The organism is Halopiger thermotolerans (genome assembly GCF_054654555.1).
In genome coordinates this window covers 430,163-449,956 of the sequence record NZ_BAAIEU010000002.1, presented here as the reverse complement: position 1 = coordinate 449,956, position 19,794 = coordinate 430,163, and the positions used below count along the sequence as shown (strand labels likewise).

13 protein-coding genes are annotated in these 19,794 nt (G+C 66.2%); 7 read left to right on the top strand and 6 right to left on the bottom strand.

All coding sequences use genetic code 11. The annotated features are described in order from the left end of the window. Nucleotides 1-57: 57 nt before the first annotated feature. Together ACYQ26_RS04665 and ACYQ26_RS04660 are read left to right on the top strand one after the other, a co-directional pair. Nucleotides 58-561 (top strand): LutC/YkgG family protein, encoded by a 504-nt coding sequence (locus ACYQ26_RS04665; protein WP_459807518.1) that lies wholly within the window; start codon nucleotides 58-60, stop codon nucleotides 559-561. Beyond that, entirely contained in the window at nucleotides 554-2,779 is a 2,226-nt protein-coding gene (locus tag ACYQ26_RS04660; protein ID WP_459807516.1) for an LUD domain-containing protein, read from the top strand. The genes ACYQ26_RS04665 and ACYQ26_RS04660 overlap by 8 nt, the downstream gene beginning before the upstream one ends. Nucleotides 2,780-2,856: 77 nt before the next feature. Here the strand turns inward: ACYQ26_RS04660 and ACYQ26_RS04655 are convergent, their stop codons facing one another. After that, complete coding sequence (locus tag ACYQ26_RS04655) at nucleotides 2,857-5,847, bottom strand: FAD-binding and (Fe-S)-binding domain-containing protein (RefSeq protein WP_459807514.1); 2,991 nt, start codon at nucleotides 5,845-5,847, stop codon at nucleotides 2,857-2,859. Between the two features lie 482 nt (nucleotides 5,848-6,329). Here ACYQ26_RS04655 and ACYQ26_RS04650 point away from each other — a divergent pair, with 482 nt between their 5' ends. The 3 genes from ACYQ26_RS04650 (at nucleotide 6,330) to aceB (ending at nucleotide 9,439) form a co-directional block, all read left to right on the top strand. Next, a complete protein-coding gene (locus ACYQ26_RS04650; RefSeq protein ID WP_459807512.1) occupies nucleotides 6,330-6,698 on the top strand; it encodes a VOC family protein in 369 nt (122 codons plus the stop codon). 441 nt (nucleotides 6,699-7,139) lie between these two features. Beyond that, nucleotides 7,140-7,907 (top strand): IclR family transcriptional regulator, encoded by a 768-nt coding sequence (locus ACYQ26_RS04645; protein ID WP_459807510.1) that lies wholly within the window; start codon nucleotides 7,140-7,142, stop codon nucleotides 7,905-7,907. Nucleotides 7,908-8,128: 221 nt separating this feature from the next. Continuing rightward, complete coding sequence (aceB, locus tag ACYQ26_RS04640) at nucleotides 8,129-9,439, top strand: malate synthase AceB (RefSeq protein WP_459807508.1); 1,311 nt, start codon at nucleotides 8,129-8,131, stop codon at nucleotides 9,437-9,439. A gap of 773 nt (nucleotides 9,440-10,212) precedes the next feature. Here the strand turns inward: aceB and ACYQ26_RS04635 are convergent. Together ACYQ26_RS04635 and ACYQ26_RS04630 are read right to left on the bottom strand one after the other, a co-directional pair. Continuing rightward, nucleotides 10,213-10,605 (bottom strand): hypothetical protein, encoded by a 393-nt coding sequence (locus ACYQ26_RS04635; protein ID WP_459807505.1) that lies wholly within the window; start codon nucleotides 10,603-10,605, stop codon nucleotides 10,213-10,215. A gap of 181 nt (nucleotides 10,606-10,786) precedes the next feature. Further along, nucleotides 10,787-13,861, bottom strand: coding sequence for an FAD-binding and (Fe-S)-binding domain-containing protein (locus ACYQ26_RS04630; protein ID WP_459807503.1), 3,075 nt, complete (start codon nucleotides 13,859-13,861; stop codon nucleotides 10,787-10,789). A gap of 353 nt (nucleotides 13,862-14,214) precedes the next feature. Here ACYQ26_RS04630 and ACYQ26_RS04625 point away from each other — a divergent pair, with 353 nt between their 5' ends. Further along, a complete protein-coding gene (locus ACYQ26_RS04625; protein ID WP_459807501.1) occupies nucleotides 14,215-15,408 on the top strand; it encodes an acyl-CoA dehydrogenase family protein in 1,194 nt (397 codons plus the stop codon). A 57-nt stretch (nucleotides 15,409-15,465) separates the two neighbouring features. Here ACYQ26_RS04625 and ACYQ26_RS04620 read toward each other — a convergent pair whose 3' ends face one another. Next, nucleotides 15,466-15,927 carry an SHOCT domain-containing protein gene (locus ACYQ26_RS04620; protein ID WP_459807499.1) on the bottom strand — a complete coding sequence of 154 codons (462 nt, stop codon included), beginning with the start codon at nucleotides 15,925-15,927 and terminating at the stop codon, nucleotides 15,466-15,468. A gap of 139 nt (nucleotides 15,928-16,066) precedes the next feature. Continuing rightward, nucleotides 16,067-18,055, bottom strand: coding sequence for an archaea-specific SMC-related protein (locus ACYQ26_RS04615; RefSeq protein WP_459807498.1), 1,989 nt, complete (start codon nucleotides 18,053-18,055; stop codon nucleotides 16,067-16,069). Between the two features lie 204 nt (nucleotides 18,056-18,259). Between ACYQ26_RS04615 and ACYQ26_RS04610 the strand changes: the two genes are divergently transcribed. After that, complete coding sequence (locus ACYQ26_RS04610; protein WP_459807496.1) at nucleotides 18,260-18,685, top strand: hypothetical protein; 426 nt, start codon at nucleotides 18,260-18,262, stop codon at nucleotides 18,683-18,685. 39 nt (nucleotides 18,686-18,724) lie between these two features. On the opposite strand, the gene ACYQ26_RS04605 is transcribed toward ACYQ26_RS04610, so the two are convergent. After that, nucleotides 18,725-19,702: a succinylglutamate desuccinylase/aspartoacylase family protein gene (locus tag ACYQ26_RS04605; protein ID WP_459807494.1), complete on the bottom strand. Its 978-nt coding sequence runs from the start codon at nucleotides 19,700-19,702 to the stop codon at nucleotides 18,725-18,727. Nucleotides 19,703-19,794: the final 92 nt, after the last annotated feature.

Genomic DNA, 19,794 nt, shown 5'->3' with positions numbered 1-19,794 from the left:
CGGCTCGGTGTCGAACGGACCCGAAGAAACAATTATCCGGATTTCGTACCTATCCCCATGGCAACTGACACGGCTGCGACGTTCGAAGAGTCCCTCGAGCGGCTCGACGTCGAGTGGACTCACACATCCGCCGCGAACTTCCACGGCGTTCTCGAAGCGGTGTGTACGACTCCGACCGTAGGTAGCTCCCTTCCGTTCGACGGGGTCTCGCTCCCGGAGTGGGTCGACGACGCCCCGACTCCGGCGGCCCTCCGCGACGCGAAGACCGGGATCTCCGCCGCCAACATTGGTATCGCGGACTACGGGAGCGTCGTCCTCCCCGCACGGCCCGACGGGTCGGAACCGGTGAGCCTCTTCCCCGACACGCACGTCGCCGTCCTCCGAACGTCGGACATCGTCCCCGGGATACCGGAGGCCTTCGCCCGACTGGGCGACGAGTTCCGGGCCGGAAACGACACCGCGATCATCGCCACCGGACCGAGCGCGACCGCGGACATGGGATCGCTCGTCACGGGCGCTCACGGTCCGAAGGACGTCCACGTGGTGATGCTCGATGAGTAGCGACCGGTCCCGCGAGGCGAAAGCGGCGCACATCCGACGGTTGCTCGAGACCGAGGGCGCAGCCGTCGCGGAGAACACGCGCGGGTTCAACGCCGGTCGGTACGACTCCGTCTCGCGACTCGAGGACTACGAGGCGCTGAAAGACGAGGCCCGCTCGATCAAAGAGGACGCCATCGAACGCCTCCCCGAACTCGTCGAGCAGTTAACGCAGGCTGTCGAGGAAAACGGCGGGACGGTGTACGTCGCCGACGACGCCGCCGATGCGAACCGCTACATCACCGAGGTCTGCGACGAGAACGCCGCCGAACGGGTCGTGAAGTCGAAGTCGATGACCACCGAGGAGCTCGAGGTCAACGAGGCGCTCGAGGCCGACGGCGTCGACGTGGTGGAGACCGACCTCGGCGAGTGGGTCCTCCAGGTCGCGGACGAGGCGCCCTCCCACATCGTCGCACCCGCCCTCCACAAGTCGCGGGAGGGAATCGCGGATCTCATCAACGAGACGTTCGATCCCGAGGAACCGCTCGAGACCGCCGAGGAGCTGACGATGTTCGCCCGCGAGCACCTCGGCGAACTCATCGAAGACGCGGACGTGGGTATGACGGGCGCGAACTTCATCACCGCCGATACGGGCACCATCGCGCTCGTCACGAGCGAGGGCAACGCCCGCAAGACCGTTTCCGCGACGGACACGCACGTCGCCGTCGCGGGCGTCGAGAAAATCATCCCGTCCGTCGAGGATCTCGCCCCCTTCATCGAGCTGATCGGTCGATCGGGGACCGGCCAGGACATCACGTCCTATATCTCGTTGCTGACGCCCCCGATCGAGTCGCCGGTCGTCGACTTCGACGAGCCGGACGTCGCCGTCGGGGACGCCGACGATGATCGCGATTTCCACCTCGTACTGATCGACAACGGCCGCATGGAGATGCGCGAGGACGACCAGCTCCGAGAGACGCTGTACTGCATCCGATGTTCCGCGTGTGCGAACTCGTGTGCGAACTTCCAGTCGGTCGGCGGCCACGCCTTCGGCGGCGAGACCTACTCCGGCGGGATCGCGACCGGGTGGGAAGCCGGCATCGAGGGGCTGGACGTCGCCGGCGAGTTCAACGATCTCTGTACCGGCTGTTCGCGCTGCGTCGACGCCTGCCCCGTCGGAATCGACATCCCGTGGATCAACACCGTCGTTCGCGATCGGCTCAACCGCGAGGGCGACGACGGCCAGTTCGACTTCCTCTACGACGAACTCGTTCCCGACGAAGAACCGGGGGGACTCGACCTGCAGAAGCGGCTGTTCGGCAACTACGAGACCCTCGCGAAACTCGGGAGCGCCACCGCGCCCGTCTCCAACTGGATCGCGTCTTCCGGACCGGCCAGGGCGGTGCTCGAGCGGGTCGCCGGCGTCGACAGTCGGCGTGAGCTCCCTGTGTTCCAGCGCGAGACGCTTCGAGACTGGTACGCGAGCCGGGGTCCGCGGATCGACGCGGCCGACGCGGACCGGGAGGTCGTCCTCTATCCCGACACCTACACCAACCACGTCGACGTCGACCGCGGGAAGGCGGCCGTACGCGTCCTCGAAACGCTGAACGTTCACGTCCGCATCCCCGACGTCAGCGAGAGCGGCCGCGCGCCGCTCTCGCAAGGGATGATCGACACCGCGGACGAGCGCGCCAGTCGCGTCTACGGGACCCTCGCGGAACACCTCGACGCGGGCCGTGACGTCGTCGTCGTCGAGCCCTCGGACCTCGCGATGTTCCACCGGGAGTACGAAAAGTTGTTGCCCGAGCGGTCCTTCGAGCGACTGCGAGACGGAAGCTACGAGATACTCGAGTACGTCTACGGCTGTCTCGAGAACGGCGCCGACGCGGATCAGCTCCCCGCGGGCGACGCCGAAATCGCCTACCACTCCCACTGTCAGCAGCGGACCCTCGGTGTCGAACGGTACACGACGGCGGTCCTCGAGGAGCTCGGGTACGACGTCCTCGAGAGCGACGTCGAGTGCTGCGGGATGGCCGGCAGCTTCGGCTACAAGTCCGAGTATTACGACCTGAGCATGGACGTCGGCGATCGGCTGCGAGAGCAGTTCACCGAGCCGGCGGCCGCGGACCGGATCGTCGTCGCCAGCGGCACGTCCTGCGAGGACCAGCTCGGGTCGCTGCTCGAGCGCGACGCCGTGCACCCGGTGGAGCTACTCGATCCGCGACAGCGGATCGGTCGCTGACGACGGCGCCGGCGCTTCTCACGGATAGAATTGCAGTAGCCGTCCGCGGTCGCGAAAACGCGACGGACCGCTCGCGGTTACGATGCCGTGAGCAGTTCGTTCACTTTCTCGATCGGATGCGGCGGCTTCTCGTCTCGCGTCTCCCGATCGTTGATCTGGCTCCGGCAGGACGCACCGGGTGCGACCGGGTTCCCGTCGCTCTCGTCGAGCTTCTCGTAGAGCCGCTCGCCGATCGACTTCGAGAGGTCGTAGTGTTCTGCCTCGTAGCCGAACGAGCCGGCCATGCCACAGCAGCTGGACTCGATCGGATCGACCGCGTAGCCGGCGCGTCGGAGCACGCCAACGGCGTGGTGATCCTTGCCGGTCGCCTTCTGGTGACAGTGGCCGTGGTACGCGAGCGTTTCGTCCGTTTCGTCGAGCGGCAGGTCCTCGACGAGGCGGTACTTGTCCATGTACTCGCTGACGCCGTAGGCGTGCGCGGCGACCGTTTCCGCCGCCGGCGTGTTCACCAGGTCGAGGTACTCGTCCTGGAACACCACCGCGTCGGACGGTTCGACGGTGACGATCTCGTACCCGTTCTCGATGTACTCGGTGAACAGGTCAATGTTCCGTCGGGCGCGCTCCTCGGCGGTGTCGAGCATGCCGACCGAGAAGGCCGCGCGACCGCTTGGGGCGACGTCGTCGGGGATGTCGACGTGGACGCCCGCCGACTCGAGGACGCGCACGGCGGCTTTCCCTGGCCGGGTGTGGTTGTAGTTCGTGTAGGTGTCGGGGAACAGCAACACCTTCCGGTCGGCCTCGGCCGCCGGAACCCGCGGGCCACGCTCGGCGAACCATTCCTGCAGCGACTGGCTCTCGAACGTTGGCAACGTTCGCTCGGAGGCGATGCCGGCGACCTTCTCCATCACGAGGCGGCTCCCCGGCAGCTTCTGTCCGGCGTTCGCAAGCGGCGCGAGTTTGCTCCCGATCTTCGAGACCGTATCGATGTTGCCGAACAGCCGCTCTCGTAGTCCGATTCCTTCGCGGTCGTGATACTGATGCTTGGTTTCCGCTTTGAGCTTCGCCAGGTCGACGCCGGTCGGACAGTCGCTCTTACAGCCCTTGCAGCCGACGCAGAGATCGAGCACCTCCTTCTGGAAGCGCTCGGAGTACATCTCTTCCTCGTCGATCTCGCCGGAGATCGCCGCCCGGAGCATGTTCGCGCGGCCGCGGGTCGTCGCGATCTCGTCTTTCATCCCCCGGTAGGTCGGACACATCACGTCGTCCGTCTGCCGACAGGTGCCACAGCCGTTGCACAGTTCCACGAGGTGGGAGAAGCCGCCCTCGTCGGAGAAGTCGAGCTTCGTCTGGGGCTCGATCGAACTGTAGCTCGCCCCGTACCGGAGGTCCTCGCGCATGTCGGTCGGATCCTCGTCGGTGTAGACGACCTTCCCGGGGTTCATCCGCCAGTCGGGATCGAAGACCGACTTGACCTCCTGGAACGCCTCCCAGAGGTCCTCGCCGTACATCTTCGGGTTAAAGGCCGTCCGCGCGAGCCCGTCGCCGTGCTCGCCGGAGAACGAGCCGTGGTGCTCGAGGACGAGGTCGGTCACGTCCTCGGTGATCGACTGCATCGTCTGGATGCCCTCGTCCTCCTTGAGGTTGAGGATGGGCCGGATGTGGAGCGTCCCACTTCCGGCGTGGGCGAAGTACGCGGCGGACGTGCCGTGGTCCTCGAGGATGTCCATGAACTTCTGGACGTACTCGGCGAGTTCGGCCGGGGGCACCGTCGCGTCCTCGATGAACGGGTACGGCTTCGGATCGCCCTCGAGGCTCATCAGCAGGGGAATCGCCGCCTTCCGGAGCTTCCAGAGATCCGCCTGGTCCTCGTCGGAGTAGGCCTCGATGGCGTCGAAGGCGTCGCCCTCGTCGACGAAGTGGGCGTTGGTCCGGCCGATCGCCTCCTCGAAGTCGTCGTGGAGCTCGGAGTCGTACTCGAGCATCAGCGCCGCCTCCGTCTCGTCGGGGATCGGCTCCTCGTAGCGGGAGAACTGCTCGGACTCGCGGGCGAGCCGGAACAGCTCGTCGTCCATCAGTTCGACGGCGCTGGGATCGAACTCGAGGGCTTCGGGGACCGCCTTGAGCGCGTCGATGAGATCATCGAAACAGTAGAGGACGAGCGCCGTCTCCTCGGGGAGCGAGACGAGGCTGATCTCCGCCTCGACGACCACGCCGAGCGTGGACTCCGCGCCGACGAGCAGCTTCGAGAGGTTGATGACCTCCTCGCCGTCCTCGTTCTCGTAAATGACCCTGTCGAGGTTGTAGCCGGAGACGTTGCGCTTGAGATCCGGGTAGCGGGCCTCGATCTCGGCCTCGTTCTCCTCGACGAGTCCGCGGACGGTCCGATAGATCGCCGCTTCGCGGTCGTCCTTCGAGACGATCTCGTCCCACTCGTCCGAGTCGAGCACGACCTCTCGAGTGTGGATCAGATCGCCGTTAGCGAGCACGACCTTCAGTTCCTCGGTGTAGGCGTCGGTGATCCCGTACCGGACGGAGTGGGCGCCGGTCGAGTTGTTCCCGATCCCGCCGCCGATCGTCGCCCGGTTCGACGAGGCGGGGTCGGGCGCGAACTTGAGGCCGTACTGGGCGGCCGCTTCGTCGAAGTGGTCCTGAACGACCCCCGGCTGGACCCGGGCGCGCCGTTCCTCGGGGTCGATCTCGAGGATGTCGTCCATGTACGTCGTCATGTCGAGGACGACGCAGCCGGGGCCCACCGTCTGGCCGCCGAGCGAGGATCCGGCCCCTCGCGCGATCACCGGAACGTCGTGCTCGGCCGCCACGCGAACGGCGTTTTGCACGTCTTCGATGTCGCGGGGGAGGACGGCGCCCGCAGGGCGCGCCTGATAGATACTCCCGTCAGTCGCGTACAGCACCTGCGCGTACTCGTCGAATCTGACTTCGCCCTTGACGACCGACCGGAGATCGCTCGCGAGCTCGGCGTATTCGCTCACGTCGCCATAGTCGTGTCCGAGCGAATCTCGAAACTCCTCGTAGTTGCTGAGATCATCCTGCGGCTTTTCAACAGCCATCGTATTAGTCCTGCGGAATCAATCATTATAAACTCTACTATTAGAACGGTTATAGGTGACGTTGTAATTATTTCACACGGAACGGAATACGTCCGTCGACAGTGTGTCCGTCCGTCCGCCGTCCCGGGGATCGCATCCGACCGATCAGAATCCAGCGGGAGCGACGACTCTGGTTCGGAACAGTGAGATTACCGTCCCTCTCGGAGGAAAAGACCGGAAGCGGCTCGCCGAAGGCTCGTTCGGAACCCGCCGGTAGCGGGCGGTTTAGCTCCGCTCGAGCCGGGAGAGCGGGGAAACCGGAGATTTCGCCCAAGAACGCTGGTATGACGAGGGGTTGGCGGCGGCCGATTCGCCCTGCCCGGCCGGTCGCATCTCGCGGTCGGCGCCGGCGAGCGACGATCCGATCGCAGACCCGTCTCGAGCCCCGTCACGGGGTTCGTCGGACCGGTGAATTTAATAGGGTCGTCGTACGGACGGTGGGTATGGAACTCATCCACGTGAACATCAACGTCGCCGACGCCGACGAGACGATCGAGTTCTACGAACAGTTCGGCTTCGAGGAGAGCTGGTCGTTCGAAACGTCGGACGGAGAAACGGAGAACCGCTACATCGCGGACGAGAACGGAATCGAACTCCAACTCTCGGACACCGACGGCGTCGACGACGTCAAGCAGGGAACGGCGTGGGACCACCTCGCGATCGGCGTCGACGACGTCGACGCGGTGTTCGAAGAAATCGACCACTACGGCGTCGTCGAGGAACCGGGCGATCAACCGGAAGCCGGCGCGCGAACAGCGTTCGTCCGCGATCCCGACGGCCGGAAAGTCGAACTCGTCGAACCGCTGGACTGACGCCCGTGCGACCGGGGCGTTCGAATCGGCCGTCTGCGAGCGGTCCGATGTCGGCCCGGTCGTTCTCTATCTCAGAATCTCGAGCTGCCGGAACCGTATCCCACCCCCGAATTACAATAGTATGTATGTAATCCAACGTACGTGCGCATCGATGGCACGGTAGCTGAAAGCGAAGTCGTGGGATCGCCGTTCTCTATTTCAGAACCGATGAGCCGGGAACGTCGCCGCTCGGGCACGGCTCTCCGCGAAGTCGCCCACGCCCTACACTCGAGGAGTCGATCGAGTATCGGCGCCGAATCGGGCCCGATTGCGACTCGAACGGTCGCCGTCGCGAACTCCCGCCGGTCCGCCGGCGAGGGCGAACCGACGGACGGCGACCGGAATACCATTGTTTTCTATGATAGAACAATATTTATGATCGGCGCCACAGATGCGATAGGTATGACCAAACGGGCCAAACACCCGGTTCGGACGACCGAGAAATCGCTGGAGATCATCGAGGAACTCAATCGAGCGGGGGAGGCGCGGGTGACGACGCTGGCGAACGAACTCGACATGGGGAAAAGCGCGGTCCACAACCACCTCAGCACGCTCGAGAAACACGGCTACGTCGTCAAGAACGAGGAGACCAAGACCTATCGGCTCAGCCTCAAGTTCCTCGACATCGGCGGCCAGATCCGCAGCGAGATAGACGTCTACAAAGTCGCCGAACCGAAGGTCGAGGAGTTGGCGGAGACATCCGGGGAACTGGTCCACCTGGTCGTCGAGGAGGACGGAAAGGGGGTCTACCTCTGTCGATCGAAGGGGGAGCAGGCGGTCGATCTCGACACGTACATCGGCTGCCGACACCACATGCACAGCACGGCGTTCGGAAAGGCGATCCTCTCGCACCTCCCGCAGGAACGGGTCGACGAGATCGTCGACCGGCACGGACTGCCGGCGGTGACCCCTCAGACGATCACGTCCCGCGACGAGCTCGACGCGGAACTCGAGCGGACGCGGGAGCGCGGCTTCGCGGTCGACGACGAGGAGCGACTCGAGGGGCTGCGCTGTATCGCCGCGCCGATCAGATTCGACTCGGACGTCATCGGCGCGATCAGCGTCTCGGGGCCGACGGCCCGGATCGACGACGACTGGGAGTCAAACGAGTTCGTCTCCGACCTCCGGCGGGCGGTGAACGTGATCGAGCTGAACAAGTACAAGGTCTAAGGCGCCACTTCCGTCCGCAGCCCGCGTCGGCGGTTCTCGTCGGGAGCCGCGAACGGCCGACGGCCGCCGTCCGCATCAGGGCGCGTTCGACGAATTCCCGCGGACGGGAGCCGAACTCGGTCGATCTGCCGGTCGCTCCCGGGAAACGATCCGATCGGAGCGACGGCGAACGGTCACCCAAACAATTATGATATTAGAAAGGGGAAGTATCACTCGGACCCATGAGTACGCATACCGACTACCTTCACGATCGGGAATTCGTTCGAACGTTCTTTACGACCCCTACTGCGGTGGAGGGCGAGGACGACTCCGCGAAGATGCTGAAGCGCGCCGTCCAGCTTCGCGGCATGGAAGCGCCGGACGTCTGGGTGCCCGACAACGAGGACGCGACGGCCCCCTCGATGCGCGACGAGGGAATCGAGAACATCATCGAGGTGCTCTCGGAGAGCGGCGCCGACTTCCCCGGTGAGATCCACCCGCGCGTCGTCTGGCACCGCGACAGCCCCGAGACTCGATACCAGGGCTTCCAGCAGATCCTCGAGCTCGCCGACCCCGAGAACGGGGCCGTCGAACACCTCGACGGCGTCGTGATTCCGGAAGTCGGCGACATCGACGACTGGAAGAAGGCCGACGAGTTCATCACCATCGTCGAGAACGAGCACGGGCTCGAGGAGGGAAGCCTCGCCATGTCGGTCATCGTCGAGAGCGGCGAGGCCGAACTGGCGCTGGCCGACCTCCGCGAGGAGATGGGCAAGCCCTCGAACAACCTGGAGCGGCTGTTCCTCCTCGTCGACGGCGAGGTCGACTACACTAAGGACATGCGCGCGATCACGCCGACCGGCGAGCTGCCGCCGTGGCCCGAGCTGCGACACAACACCTCTCGCGGCGCGAGCGCGGCCGGACTGATCGCCATCGACGGGCCGTACGACGACATTCGCGACGTCGAGGGCTACCACGAGCGCATGACCGACAACCAGTCGAAGGGCATGCTCGGCATCTGGTCGCTGACCCCCGGGCAGGTCGTGGAAGCGAACAAGTCGCCGCTCCCGCCGAAGGAGGGGAGCTGGCAGATCGAGGTCAAGGGCCGCGAGATCGAACTCGAGGCGGAGGACGGCCGCCACGTCTACGACGGTGACGAGATCGAACTCGAGGAAGCGGGCGAGGATCAGTACGTGCTCCGCGTCAGCGGCGACGAGCGCGAACTCGACGGGGAAGAACTCTCTCAGGAGCTGCTCGACATGACCTCCTACATCCCGAGTCTGGACGACATCGTCGACTCGATGGAGGAGTTCGAAGCCGCCAAGGAAGCCGGGAAGGGTGCCATCGCCATGGAGCGGTCGGCGACGCTCGTCATCGACGGCGTCGAGGTCGAGATCAGCAACGATCGCATGTGGGACGAGGCCACCTACCAGGCGGCCCAGACGCCGATCACCCTCTTCCAGGACGTCTACGAGAACCGGCCGGATCAGCACGAGGACCTCGAGGAGATCTACGGCGAGGACCTCGTCGAGCGCGCGCTGGTCGTCGGGTAAGACGGAGACGGGCCGGCATCGATACGCGGTCCGCGTCGACCGCGCTCACGGCGGGAACGGGGCACCGACTCGAGCCGCCTCGCGGCCGCCCATCGCGGGCTTTGCGGATTCGTCTCCGATCTGAATTTCGAATTCTCACTTTCATACTTTAATCTAGTATCAGACATAAGTTAGCGTACGAATCCTCGTCGGGATCAGACCGGGGCCCCGACGGAGAACCGAGCTCGGCGGGACGACGGGACTGTGATCTCGCTTCTGTCCGCACGATCCGCCAGCACCGATGTAGTCGGACGAGGGCGGAAACGAGCGTCGGACGACGGTACAGCGATTCTACACGGTTTGGAACGGGAGCGCAGAACCGGCGCAGCGTCGTTTGGAGAAGGTCGCGAGAGCGAGATCCAGGGTACTGCAACTCTGGGTCGCCGGTCACCGGATCGGCGCTCCGATATATGTATTCTACTATACTAATCTCCACTCTTATCAGTTTAAATACTATCTGGTCGAATTACGAGAACCGCGGCGGAGCCACTGCCGGTCGAGTACGAACGGCCGGTGGTGGATCGATTCTCGTCCGCCGCCGTGCGATACTGGGGACTCGAGCGGCCACTCGCCGAACTCCCGCGTCGTCTGCGTCACGTCCGGCGGTTCGACGCGCGTCGCAAAAGGGTTCCGTCCGGCGACGCATCGGACGTTCGATACGCCTGCTGTACGAGTCCGCGGACGGTAAACCGAGAAAACGAGGAAACGAGGATTTCAGTTCCGAATCGGTCCCATCAGTTCCGCGCCCAGTCCATCCCTTCGTCGAAGGTGTTCGCCGTGTTCGTCTCGAGCCCTTCCACGTCGCCGACCTGGCTCTCCAGCGCCATGTGCTTGATCCCGTCGGAGACCATCACCCACTTGGTGATGTCGTACTCGAGGCCGATCGCCGCGGCCTCTTGGGCCTTCTCGAAGACGTCGGCGTTCAGCGCGGAGTCCATCTTCAGCCACGAGAGGTGCGCGTGGACGTTCGGTCGCGCGGCCAGGGTTTCGAATCGCTCGTTGACCTTCTCGTACTCGGATCGTTCCGAGGGCATTCCCTCGGGGAACTCGGCGATGAGGACGCCGTCTTCGACGTAGAGACTCCAGTCGGATTGCGAACCGTCTCGACCGCGGTCGGATTTCGACATGGATAGCTCGTTTCGGTGGTGCACTCTTAACCGGTCTGGCCAACAGTGCACACCGGCCCGTTAGAGCCGCTCGTTGCGACGTGCTGTAGCCGCTTAGTGACCGCCGCCTACGTCTGACCCGCCTGTTGATATGCGACGCGGTCGGCGACTGGCCGATTAGTATCTTTTCGGGATCGAGGCGTTACTCGAGCGCCGCGGCGACGGCCTCGATCGGCGTCGGGGGCTTCTCGTCGGCGCCCGGTCGACCCTCGAGTTGGGTGCGACACGAGGCGCCGGGGGCGACGACGCGGTCGCCGTCGCTCTCGGCCACCTGCTCGTAGAGGATGTCGGCGATCGCGTCGCTCATCGAGGCGTGTTCGGCCTCGTACCCGAAGCTCCCGGCCATACCGCAACAGCCCGAATCGAGCGGATCGACGGCGTACCCCGCGCGCCGGAGGACGCCGACGGCGTGGTGGTCCTTCGCCGTCGACTTCTGGTGGCAGTGGCCGTGGTAGGTCAGCGTCTCCGCGGGCGCGTCGAACTCGATTTCCTCGTCCAGCCGGAAGGTATCGAGGTACTCGCAGACCCCGTAGGTTCCGCTCGCGAGGGTGTCGGCGGCCTCGTCGTCGAGCAGATCCAGGTAGTCAGACTGGAACATGACCGCGTCCGAGGGCTCGACGACGACGACGTCCCAGCCGTCGGCGACCCGCGGCGCGAGCGCCTCGACGTTCTCCGCGGCCGTCTCGCGGGCCCGCTCGAGGAACCCCTTCGAGAACGCCGGACGGCCGGTGTCGCCGAGGTCCGGATCGTCGGGAACGGCCACGTGGACGCCCGCGGCCTCGAGCACCCTGACCGCGGCCTTGCCGGCCTCGGGGTAGCTGTAGTTGGTGTACGTGTCGGGGTAGAGGATCGCCTTGCGGTCGGCCTCGGCCGCCGGAACCCGCGAGCCGCCGCGCTCGGCGAACCAGTCGCGGAACGTCGTCGACCGGAACTCGGGCAGCGGACGCTCAGAGTCGATCCCGACGGTCGCCTCGAGGAGTTTGCGCGCGCCCGGCACCTTCGAAGCGAGGTTCGAGAGCGGCGCGAACCGACTCCCCAGTTTCGAGAGCGTCGCGACGTTGGCGAACAGCCGATCCCGGAGCGTCGCGCCGTTTCGCTGATGGTACTCGTGGGTCACTTCGGCCTTGAGTTTCGCCATGTCGACCTCGCTCGGGCAGTCGATCGAACACCCCTTGCAGCCGATACAGAGGTCCATCACCTCCTCGACGAACTCGTCGCTGAACGCCTCCTCGGGCTCCAAGCTGCCGCTCATGGCCTGCCGGAGCGCGTTGGCCCGCCCGCGGGTAGCGGTGATCTCCTCCTGGCTCGCCCGGTAGGTGGGACACATCACGCCGCCGGTGGTGGACTGCTCGCCGCGACAGCCGCCGCAGCCGTGACAGAGTTCGACCATTCCCTGAAAGCCGTTGTCGTTGTCCCACTCGAGCGCGGGTTCAAAGTCGGCCTCGAACTCGTAGTCGGGGTCGAACCGGAGGTGCTCGCGAAGGTCGGTCGGGTTCTCCTCGCGGAAGACGACCTGACCTGGGTTCAGGATCCAGTCGGGGTCGAACGCGGTTTTAAGGTCCTGGAAGGTCGCCCAGAGCTCCTCGCCGTAGAGCTTGCGGTTCCACTGCGTGCGCGCGCGGCCGTCGCCGTGCTCGCCCGAGACGCTGCCGCCCAGTTCGACCACGAGGTCAGTTACGCCGTCGGCGATCCCGTGGAGCTGCTCGAGGCCCACGTCGGTCTTCGTGTTCACGAGCGGCCGGACGTGGAGCACGCCGGGACCGGCGTGGGCGTAGAAGCTGGCGTAGGTGTCGTGTTCCTCCAGGATTTCCTCGAACCCTTCGACGAACTCGGGGAGCTTCTCGGGGGGGATCGCGGTGTCCTCGATGAAGGAGATGTGCTTCTCGTCGGTCGTCCGCGAGAGCAAGATTGGGAGGCCGGACTTACGTAGCTTCCAGAGCTTCGCGCGCTCGGCGTCGTCGTAGGCCTCGAGGGCGTCGATCGCGAGCGTCTCGGCGTCGGTTCGGGGCGCGTCGGCGGCCGGTTCGCCCTCGGCGGTCGCGTCCGGACAGCGGTCCGCGAGCAGCCCGGCGACCTGCTCGCGGCCGTGATCGGCGTCCTCGGCGTAGAATTCCACGAGGAGGACGGCGTTGGTGCCGTCGGGTAGGATCTCGGTGACGGGCCCGAACTCCGCGGTGTCGCGCGCGAGGTCGATCAGCACGTCGTCTAACACTTCGACCGCCGCGGGGTCGTGCTCGAGGATCGCCGTGACGTCTTCCATCGCCTCGTGGAGATCGCGGTAGCAGAGCAGCGAGACGGCCTTCGTCTCGGGCACCGGTTCGAGGGAGACGGTGACCTCGGTGACGATCGCCAGCGTGCCCTCGCTGCCGGCCAGCAGGCGCGCGAGGTTGACGGTGCCGGGCTCGCCCGCGTCTTCACCGCCCGGCAGTTCCGCCCCTCGAGCCTCCGCGACGAGGCGATCTAGGTTGTATCCCGACACGTTTCGCTTGAGATCGGGATACGTTTCCTCGATCAGGTCGGCCTCCTCCTCGAGAATGCGGTTCACCTCGGCGTAGATCCGCCCCTCGAGGTCGCCGTCGGGGTCGGCGCGGGCCTCGATCTCCTCGAGGGTCACTTCGCCGAACTCGGTGACGGTTCCGTCCGCGAGGACGACTTCGGCTTCCTCGATGTAGGCGTCGGTCTTGCCGTACTTCAGCGAGTGCGATCCCGTCGAGTTGTTTCCGATGGCGCCGCCGATGGCGCTCTTGTCCCCCCATGCGGGGTCGGGCGCGAACTTGAGGTCGTGGGGGGAAAGCGCCTCGTTTAACGTCCCGAGGATGGTCCCGGGCTGGACCGTCGCCGTCCGGCCGTCGGGATCGATCTCGAGGATCGCGTCCATGTGGCGGGTGAAATCGAGCACGACGGCGCGGTTGACCGTCTGGCCCGCGAGGCTCGTTCCCCCGCCTCGGGGAAGCACCGGAATCCGTCGCTCGGCGCAGTACTTGACGATGCCGGCGACGTCGGCCGTCGACTCGGGGAAGGCGACGGCGATCGGCGTCACCTCGTAGGGACTCGCGTCGGTCGCGTACAACTGACGCGAGTACGAGTCGGCCCGTACCTCGCAGTCGACGAGTCGTTCCAGATCGTCGACCAGCGCCGGACGATCGACGTCGTCGCTCTGATAATCGTAGTTCGCGCGTCGATCTGCGGCGGGGTCGACGCTCGGCTCCAGCGACATATCGGCCCCTTAGGCGCGGAGGGTAAAAGCATCGCCCCTCTCGGGCTCGCACGAAGGTAGGGGCGGCGGCGACCGACGGGGGAATCGGTCGCCGACGAACGCCGGTGGGCAACGCCTACACGAGGATTCCCCGACGAATACCATGTGTGACCGCGGGGTCGGGGTGCCGTCCGCCGGTGCGGACGGTGACGAGCGATAACACGTGCCGAGACTCAAGCGGCATGCCTAACAGGTTGGGTGGAATCGGGCTCGCCGGCACACGAGCCGAGAGCGGCTTCGGGCGACCGCGACCCTTCCCGTAGGCCGGTCGGGACGACCGCAATCCCTATGCCGACGGTTGGAGACGACCACGTATGCTCGATTTCGTCGACCTCGAGGCCGACCTCGACGAGGAGGAGCGGCTGATCCGGGACACGGCGCGGGAGTTCGTCGCCGACCGGGTCAAACCGGAGATCGCCGACCACTTCGAGGCGGGAACCTTTCCGACCGACCTCGTCCCCGAGATGGGCGAGCTCGGGTTTTACGCGCCCAACCTCGAGGGGTACGGCTCGCCGAACGTCTCCGAGACGGCCTACGGACTGCTGATGCAGGAGCTCGAGGCCGGCGACTCGGGGCTACGGTCGATGGCCTCGGTGCAGGGGGCGCTCGTGATGTACCCGATCCACGCCTACGGCAGCGAGGCCCAGAAGGAGCGGTGGCTCCCCCCACTTGGCGAGGGCGAGGCCGTCGGCTGCTTCGGGCTGACCGAACCCGAGCACGGCTCGAATCCGGCGGGCATGGAGACGACCGCGTCTCGAGACGGGGACGGCTACGTCCTCAACGGCTCGAAGACGTGGATCACGAACGCGCCGATCGCCGATCTGGCCGTCATTTGGGCGCGGGAGCGCTCGAGCGACGAGAGCGGCCAGAGCACCGAGAGCAACGGCGACGGTCCAGTCCGTGGCTTCCTCGTCGAAACCGACCGCGACGGCGTGACCACGACCGAGATCGACGGCAAGCTCTCGATGCGGGCCTCGATCACCGGCGAGATCGGGCTGAACGACGTCTACGTTCCCGCGGAGAACGTCCTGCCGAACGTTTCGGGGATGAAGGGGCCGCTGTCCTGTCTCACGCAGGCCCGCTACGGCATCGCCTGGGGCGCCGTCGGCGCCGCCCGCGATTGCTTCGAGGACGCCCGCGAGTACGCCCTCGAGCGCGAGCAGTTCGGCGGGCCGATCGGCCGGTTCCAGCTCCAACAGGAGAAACTCGCCGAGATGGCGACCCAGATCACGCTCGCGCAGTTGCTCGCCTACCGCCTCGCCGATCTCAAGGAACGCGGCGACCTGCGGCCCCAACACGTCTCGATGGCCAAGCGGAACAACGTCCGGATGGCCCGCGAGCAGTCCAGGGTCGCCCGGGAGATGCTGGGGGGCAACGGCATCACGGCCGACTACTCCCCGATGCGCCACATGGCGAACATGGAGACGGTCTACACCTACGAGGGGACCCACGACATCCACACGCTGATCCTCGGCGAGGAGCTGACCGGGTTGCAGGCGTACCGCTGACGCCGCCGTCGATCGGCCGACGCCGGCGCGATCCCGCGACGCGTCAGCCGTCTCGAGCTACGCTCGATCGTACGTTTCCTCGGTCTCGGATGACGGTTCGTCGTCCGACCGTCGCCGATCAGGCCGGCCGATCCCGCTCTCGCCGCCCGAGCGTCCGGTACCGCCGTGGTCGAAGACTCCCTCGAGCGCGTCGTCGACCGCGACCAGGCGCTCGAGTCGGCGCTCGAACTCCGCGTCGTCGATCTTCCCTTCGGCGTAGCGGCGTTTCAGTTCCTCGATCGCGTCGCCGTCACGCCCTCGCTCGGCCGCGGCCGGTTCCCGATCGGTGAGCGTCCAGTCGGCGATCTCGTCCCCCCAAAAGAGGAAGATTGGGGTCAGCAGAAACCAGCCGACGATCGTGATCGCGGCCGCGAGCGCCTCGAATCCGGCGGCGCCGACGAGGCTCACGAGAGCGAACGTGACGATCGCGATCAGGAGCCACAGGTCGTCGGCGACGAATTCCTGACGACTCAGTGCCATATTTCACCAACGATCGGCGACGGGTATAATGGTTCGTCCGCCGTCGCCGGACTCGATCCGACACAGAACCGTTGAGGCTCGGCGTCGGGCCGGTTCGAGATTCCACGGCGTCCGGCCTCGGCTCGAGTTCCGCGTGACTTCAGATACTCCTGATCCGCTCGTGGCGGTCGTCGATCGCCTGGGCGTCCTCGGGGAGCAGGGCGACCACCAGGAAGTCGGTGTACTCCTCGAAGTACTCGACCAGCGCCGCGATCCGCTCGGAATCGATCGCCTCGAGGGAGTCGAGCAGCATGAACGGGACGTCCTCGTAGACCTCGTGGACGAGATACCCCGCCAGCGCGAAGATCAACCCCGTCACCTCGCGTTCGCTCTCGCTCAAGTGGTCGATCGTGTCCTCGTAGGTGCTCCCCTCCTCCGTACTCCGGACGATGTGGAGGTCGAAGGCCGTCTGCTCGACCTTCCGGCGGCCTTCCCGGACCGTCTGACCGACGCGTTCGATCCAGATCCGATCGATGTTCTCGTACTCGAGGATCTCGAGGACGGTGTCCATGTGGTCGTTGAAGGAGTCGACGGCCTCGCGCTCGATCCGATCGATCCGCGTGCGCAGCTCCTCGAGTTCCTCGCGGATCTCCTCTCGGCGAGCCTCGAGGTCGTCCTGCTCCTCGAGGGCAGATTCGATCTCCTCGATCTCCTCGGTCGTCGTCTCCAGTTCTCGCTCGAGGCGTCCCAGCGAAAACTCGAGTTCGTTGGCGCGCTGGTTGAGCTCCAGCAGGCTCTCCCCGTCGTCGTCCGCGTCTTCCTCCGGGTCGGCCTCGGCTTCCAGCTCCGCCGCCTCCTCCTCGAGGGCGTCGATCTCACTTTCCAGTTCCGCCTGCCGTTCACTGAGTTCCTCGAGGCGGTCCTCGCGGCGGTCGATCTCGTTTTTGACGTCGGCCAGCCGCTCGCGCAGCTGGCGGCGCTCGCGTTCGGTCTGTTCGATCTCCCGGCGGTCGGCCCGCAGCGATTCGATCCGCTCCTCGAGGTCGGTGCGCTCGCTGCGTTTCTCCTCCTGGAGCGAGCGCAGGCGCTCGATCGTCCCCTCGATCTCGCTGCGCTGGACCTCGCTCCCGCAGGTCCAGCACCGCACCGTCTCCTCGTCCTCGAGCAGCGCGTCGGTGACCGTGCCGTCAGAACTGGCCCCGTTGTCGCCCTCGGCCAGCAGCTCCCGGATCTCGGGATGGGAGCCCTCGAGCATCTCCTCGTTGAACTGGACGATGCTCTGGAGCTGGTTGACGACGGCGTCGATCGACTGGGACTGGCGCTGCAGGCGGTCGATTTCCTCGTCGATCGCGTCGGGATCCGTCGCGTCGGGTTCGGGGAGGGCGTCGCGCTCGGCCTCGATCTCCTCGCGTTCCTCGCGCAGCGCCGCCAGGCTCTCCCGTTCGGTCTCGAGGTCGAAGCGGACGTCTTCGAGTTCGGAGCGGCGCTCGCGCAGTTCCTCGAGTTTCTCCTCGAGTTCGTCGGACTGGGCCTGCTGGTCGTCGGCCTCGTCCTCGGCGGCCTCGATTGCGGCCTTGACGTCCTCGAGTTCGGCGCGCTTTTCCTCGATCTGGGTTTGGATGTCGGTGCGCTGGCGCTCGAGGTCGGGGAGGTCGCGTTTGAGCGACTCGAGGCGCTCGAGTTCGTCGGTGATCTGGTCTTTTTCGGCGGTTAGCCGGGAGATTTCGGCTTCGATCTGGTCGGTGTCGACCGGCCGAAGGATGATCTCGCGGAGGTCGTCCTGCGTCGTCACCGCCCGACGCGCCGGATTCGACTCGAGCAGGAAAGCGAAGAGCTCGGCCAGTTCCGGATCCTCGAGGTAAGGGTCGCCGTCTGTGACGACGGTGTTGCCGGCCCGCCGCAGCTGGCGGGTGTACGTGTCACCGTCGAGCTCGAGTTCGACTTCGCCTTCGTCGGCGTCGGCTTTGAGCGAGGCCGATTCGCCCCCGAGGGCGGCCATAAACGCCTGCAAGAGCGAGGTCCGGTTCGTCGCGTTCTGCCCCGCCAACACCGTGACCCCCGACTCGAGTTCGACCGTCGTTTCGTCGATCCCGCCGATGTTTCGGGCCCATAACCGGGCCTCGCGTGGTACGGACTCCTGAGTAGCCATTGTTAGTTACTTTCCTATCCGGGTGATAAACCTTTGGTGAAAGGCGAAGCCGACGCCTTCGTGCGATACTCTCACGAGCGAATTCGCGTGAACCGGGCCTATGCTTATCCCCGGAATAAGAAAGGTCGCCGGCGGTCGGTACGCCGATCGGGTGCCGCGGATCCGGTGCTGCCGTTTATATAGGACCGCGCGGCCAAGCGCGGTATGACGATTCGTCACCGACGGTCGCGGCGAACGACGCTACGGACGATCGGCTCGCTCGGCACCGCGGCGCTCGGCCTCGGCGGTTCTGCGGGCGTGAGCGTCGGCTCGAGCGCCACCGGAGACAGCTGTGATGTCGACGGTGCCGGCGACGGCGACGGTGCGGACGATGGTGAGAATGGTGACGCCGGCACTGGCGACGACCTCCCAGACGGCGCAACGCGATACGCGGCCGTCGTCGATCGGATCGTCGACGGCGAACGGGTCGTCCTCCTGCTCGAGAAGGACGACGAACCGGTCGACCAACTCGTGGTTTCGGTCGACGAGTTCGACGACGTCGCGGAGGGTGACCGACTGACCGTCGACGCGAGAGACAGCGAGTTGCTCGACTACTGCCACGTCGACGAGCGGCCGCCGGGCGGCGTGTGAGCGGACGCGTACGAGCGGTCGTATGCGTGACGGGACGGGCTACGCCTCGCGCACCAGCGCGACGCTCGCCAGCTGGTCGCCGGCCACGACGGTCGCCTCGCGCGTGAGCGCGTAGAGGATCCCGTCGCGGTCCGCGACCGCCTCCTGCAGCGGCTCGTAGGTCGTCGGATGGTACACCGTTCCGAGGGCCGTTCCCTCCGTCACCCGGTCGCCGACTGCGAGCGACGAGTTCGGCCGGAACAGGCCGGAGTCGGCGGCGGACACCTGCCCGAGGTGGTTGCGCGCGAGCGTCTGGTCGCGGTCGGGGACCTCGCCCGGCAGCATCTCGAGGGACCGAAGCACGTCGAGCAGTCCCTCGACGCCCTCCTCGACGACGTCGTCGAGAATCTGCTTGTTGTAGGCGAGTTCGGGCGTGATCGAGGGAATGTCTTCGTTCGAGGCGGCGACCCGAAGTTTCCCCGCGAAGTTCCGCCGGTGCCACTCGTCGTCGGCGTCCTCGTCGGCCTGCTCGCCGAGCAGGAGGTCGGTGCCGAACGCCTCGGCGAGCCGGCGGGAGCGCTCGTCGCCCTCGCGGAAGACCACGTGGGGGTGCATGTCCGGGCTGCCAGTGTGGAGGTCGACGATGGCGTCGGCCCGGCCGGCGTACTCCCAGAGGCGGGCGGCCATCCGCTGGTGGAGGCTGCCGTCGGCGTCGCCGGGCCAGACGCGGTTCATGTTGGGGTTGACGCTGTCGAGGATCTCGGGAGTCGTGTAGGAGACGCGGTCGAACGTGAGGGGATTGGCGACGGGAACGGCGATGACGGTTCCCGAGAGCGACTCGAGCGGGAGGCGCTCGTGAAAGCGCCGGAGGACCTCGGTGCCGTTGATTTCGCGGCCGTGCTGGGCGGCCTGAACGTAGAGGGTCGGTTCGGCGGCCGATTCGTCGCCGCGGTAGGTGTGGACGGTCGTCTCGAGTTCGACGCCGGAGGGGAGTCGCGCGAGCGTCACCGTCTCGGACGTGTGCGTCCCGGTTCCCATATCGATCCTTTGCGATCCGGCGGTATGTAGCTGCGGGGGCCGCTCGCCGGCAGGGACGGGGACAGTCCGCCGAGCCGTCGAACCGCGAGACC

Excerpts from the sequence above, each read along its gene's own strand:
- ACYQ26_RS04665 (WP_459807518.1), top strand. The coding sequence starts at position 58 with ATGGCAACTGACACGGCTGCGACGTTCGAAGAGTCCCTCGAGCGGCTC.
- ACYQ26_RS04660 (WP_459807516.1), top strand. The coding sequence starts at position 554 with ATGAGTAGCGACCGGTCCCGCGAGGCGAAAGCGGCGCACATCCGACGG.
- ACYQ26_RS04655 (WP_459807514.1), bottom strand. The coding sequence starts at position 5,847 with ATGGCTGTTGAAAAGCCGCAGGATGATCTCAGCAACTACGAGGAGTTT.
- ACYQ26_RS04650 (WP_459807512.1), top strand. The coding sequence starts at position 6,330 with ATGGAACTCATCCACGTGAACATCAACGTCGCCGACGCCGACGAGACG.
- ACYQ26_RS04645 (WP_459807510.1), top strand. The coding sequence starts at position 7,140 with ATGACCAAACGGGCCAAACACCCGGTTCGGACGACCGAGAAATCGCTG.
- aceB (WP_459807508.1), top strand. The coding sequence starts at position 8,129 with ATGAGTACGCATACCGACTACCTTCACGATCGGGAATTCGTTCGAACG.
- ACYQ26_RS04635 (WP_459807505.1), bottom strand. The coding sequence starts at position 10,605 with ATGTCGAAATCCGACCGCGGTCGAGACGGTTCGCAATCCGACTGGAGT.
- ACYQ26_RS04630 (WP_459807503.1), bottom strand. The coding sequence starts at position 13,861 with ATGTCGCTGGAGCCGAGCGTCGACCCCGCCGCAGATCGACGCGCGAAC.
- ACYQ26_RS04625 (WP_459807501.1), top strand. The coding sequence starts at position 14,215 with ATGCTCGATTTCGTCGACCTCGAGGCCGACCTCGACGAGGAGGAGCGG.
- ACYQ26_RS04620 (WP_459807499.1), bottom strand. The coding sequence starts at position 15,927 with ATGGCACTGAGTCGTCAGGAATTCGTCGCCGACGACCTGTGGCTCCTG.
- ACYQ26_RS04615 (WP_459807498.1), bottom strand. The coding sequence starts at position 18,055 with ATGGCTACTCAGGAGTCCGTACCACGCGAGGCCCGGTTATGGGCCCGA.
- ACYQ26_RS04610 (WP_459807496.1), top strand. The coding sequence starts at position 18,260 with ATGACGATTCGTCACCGACGGTCGCGGCGAACGACGCTACGGACGATC.
- ACYQ26_RS04605 (WP_459807494.1), bottom strand. The coding sequence starts at position 19,702 with ATGGGAACCGGGACGCACACGTCCGAGACGGTGACGCTCGCGCGACTC.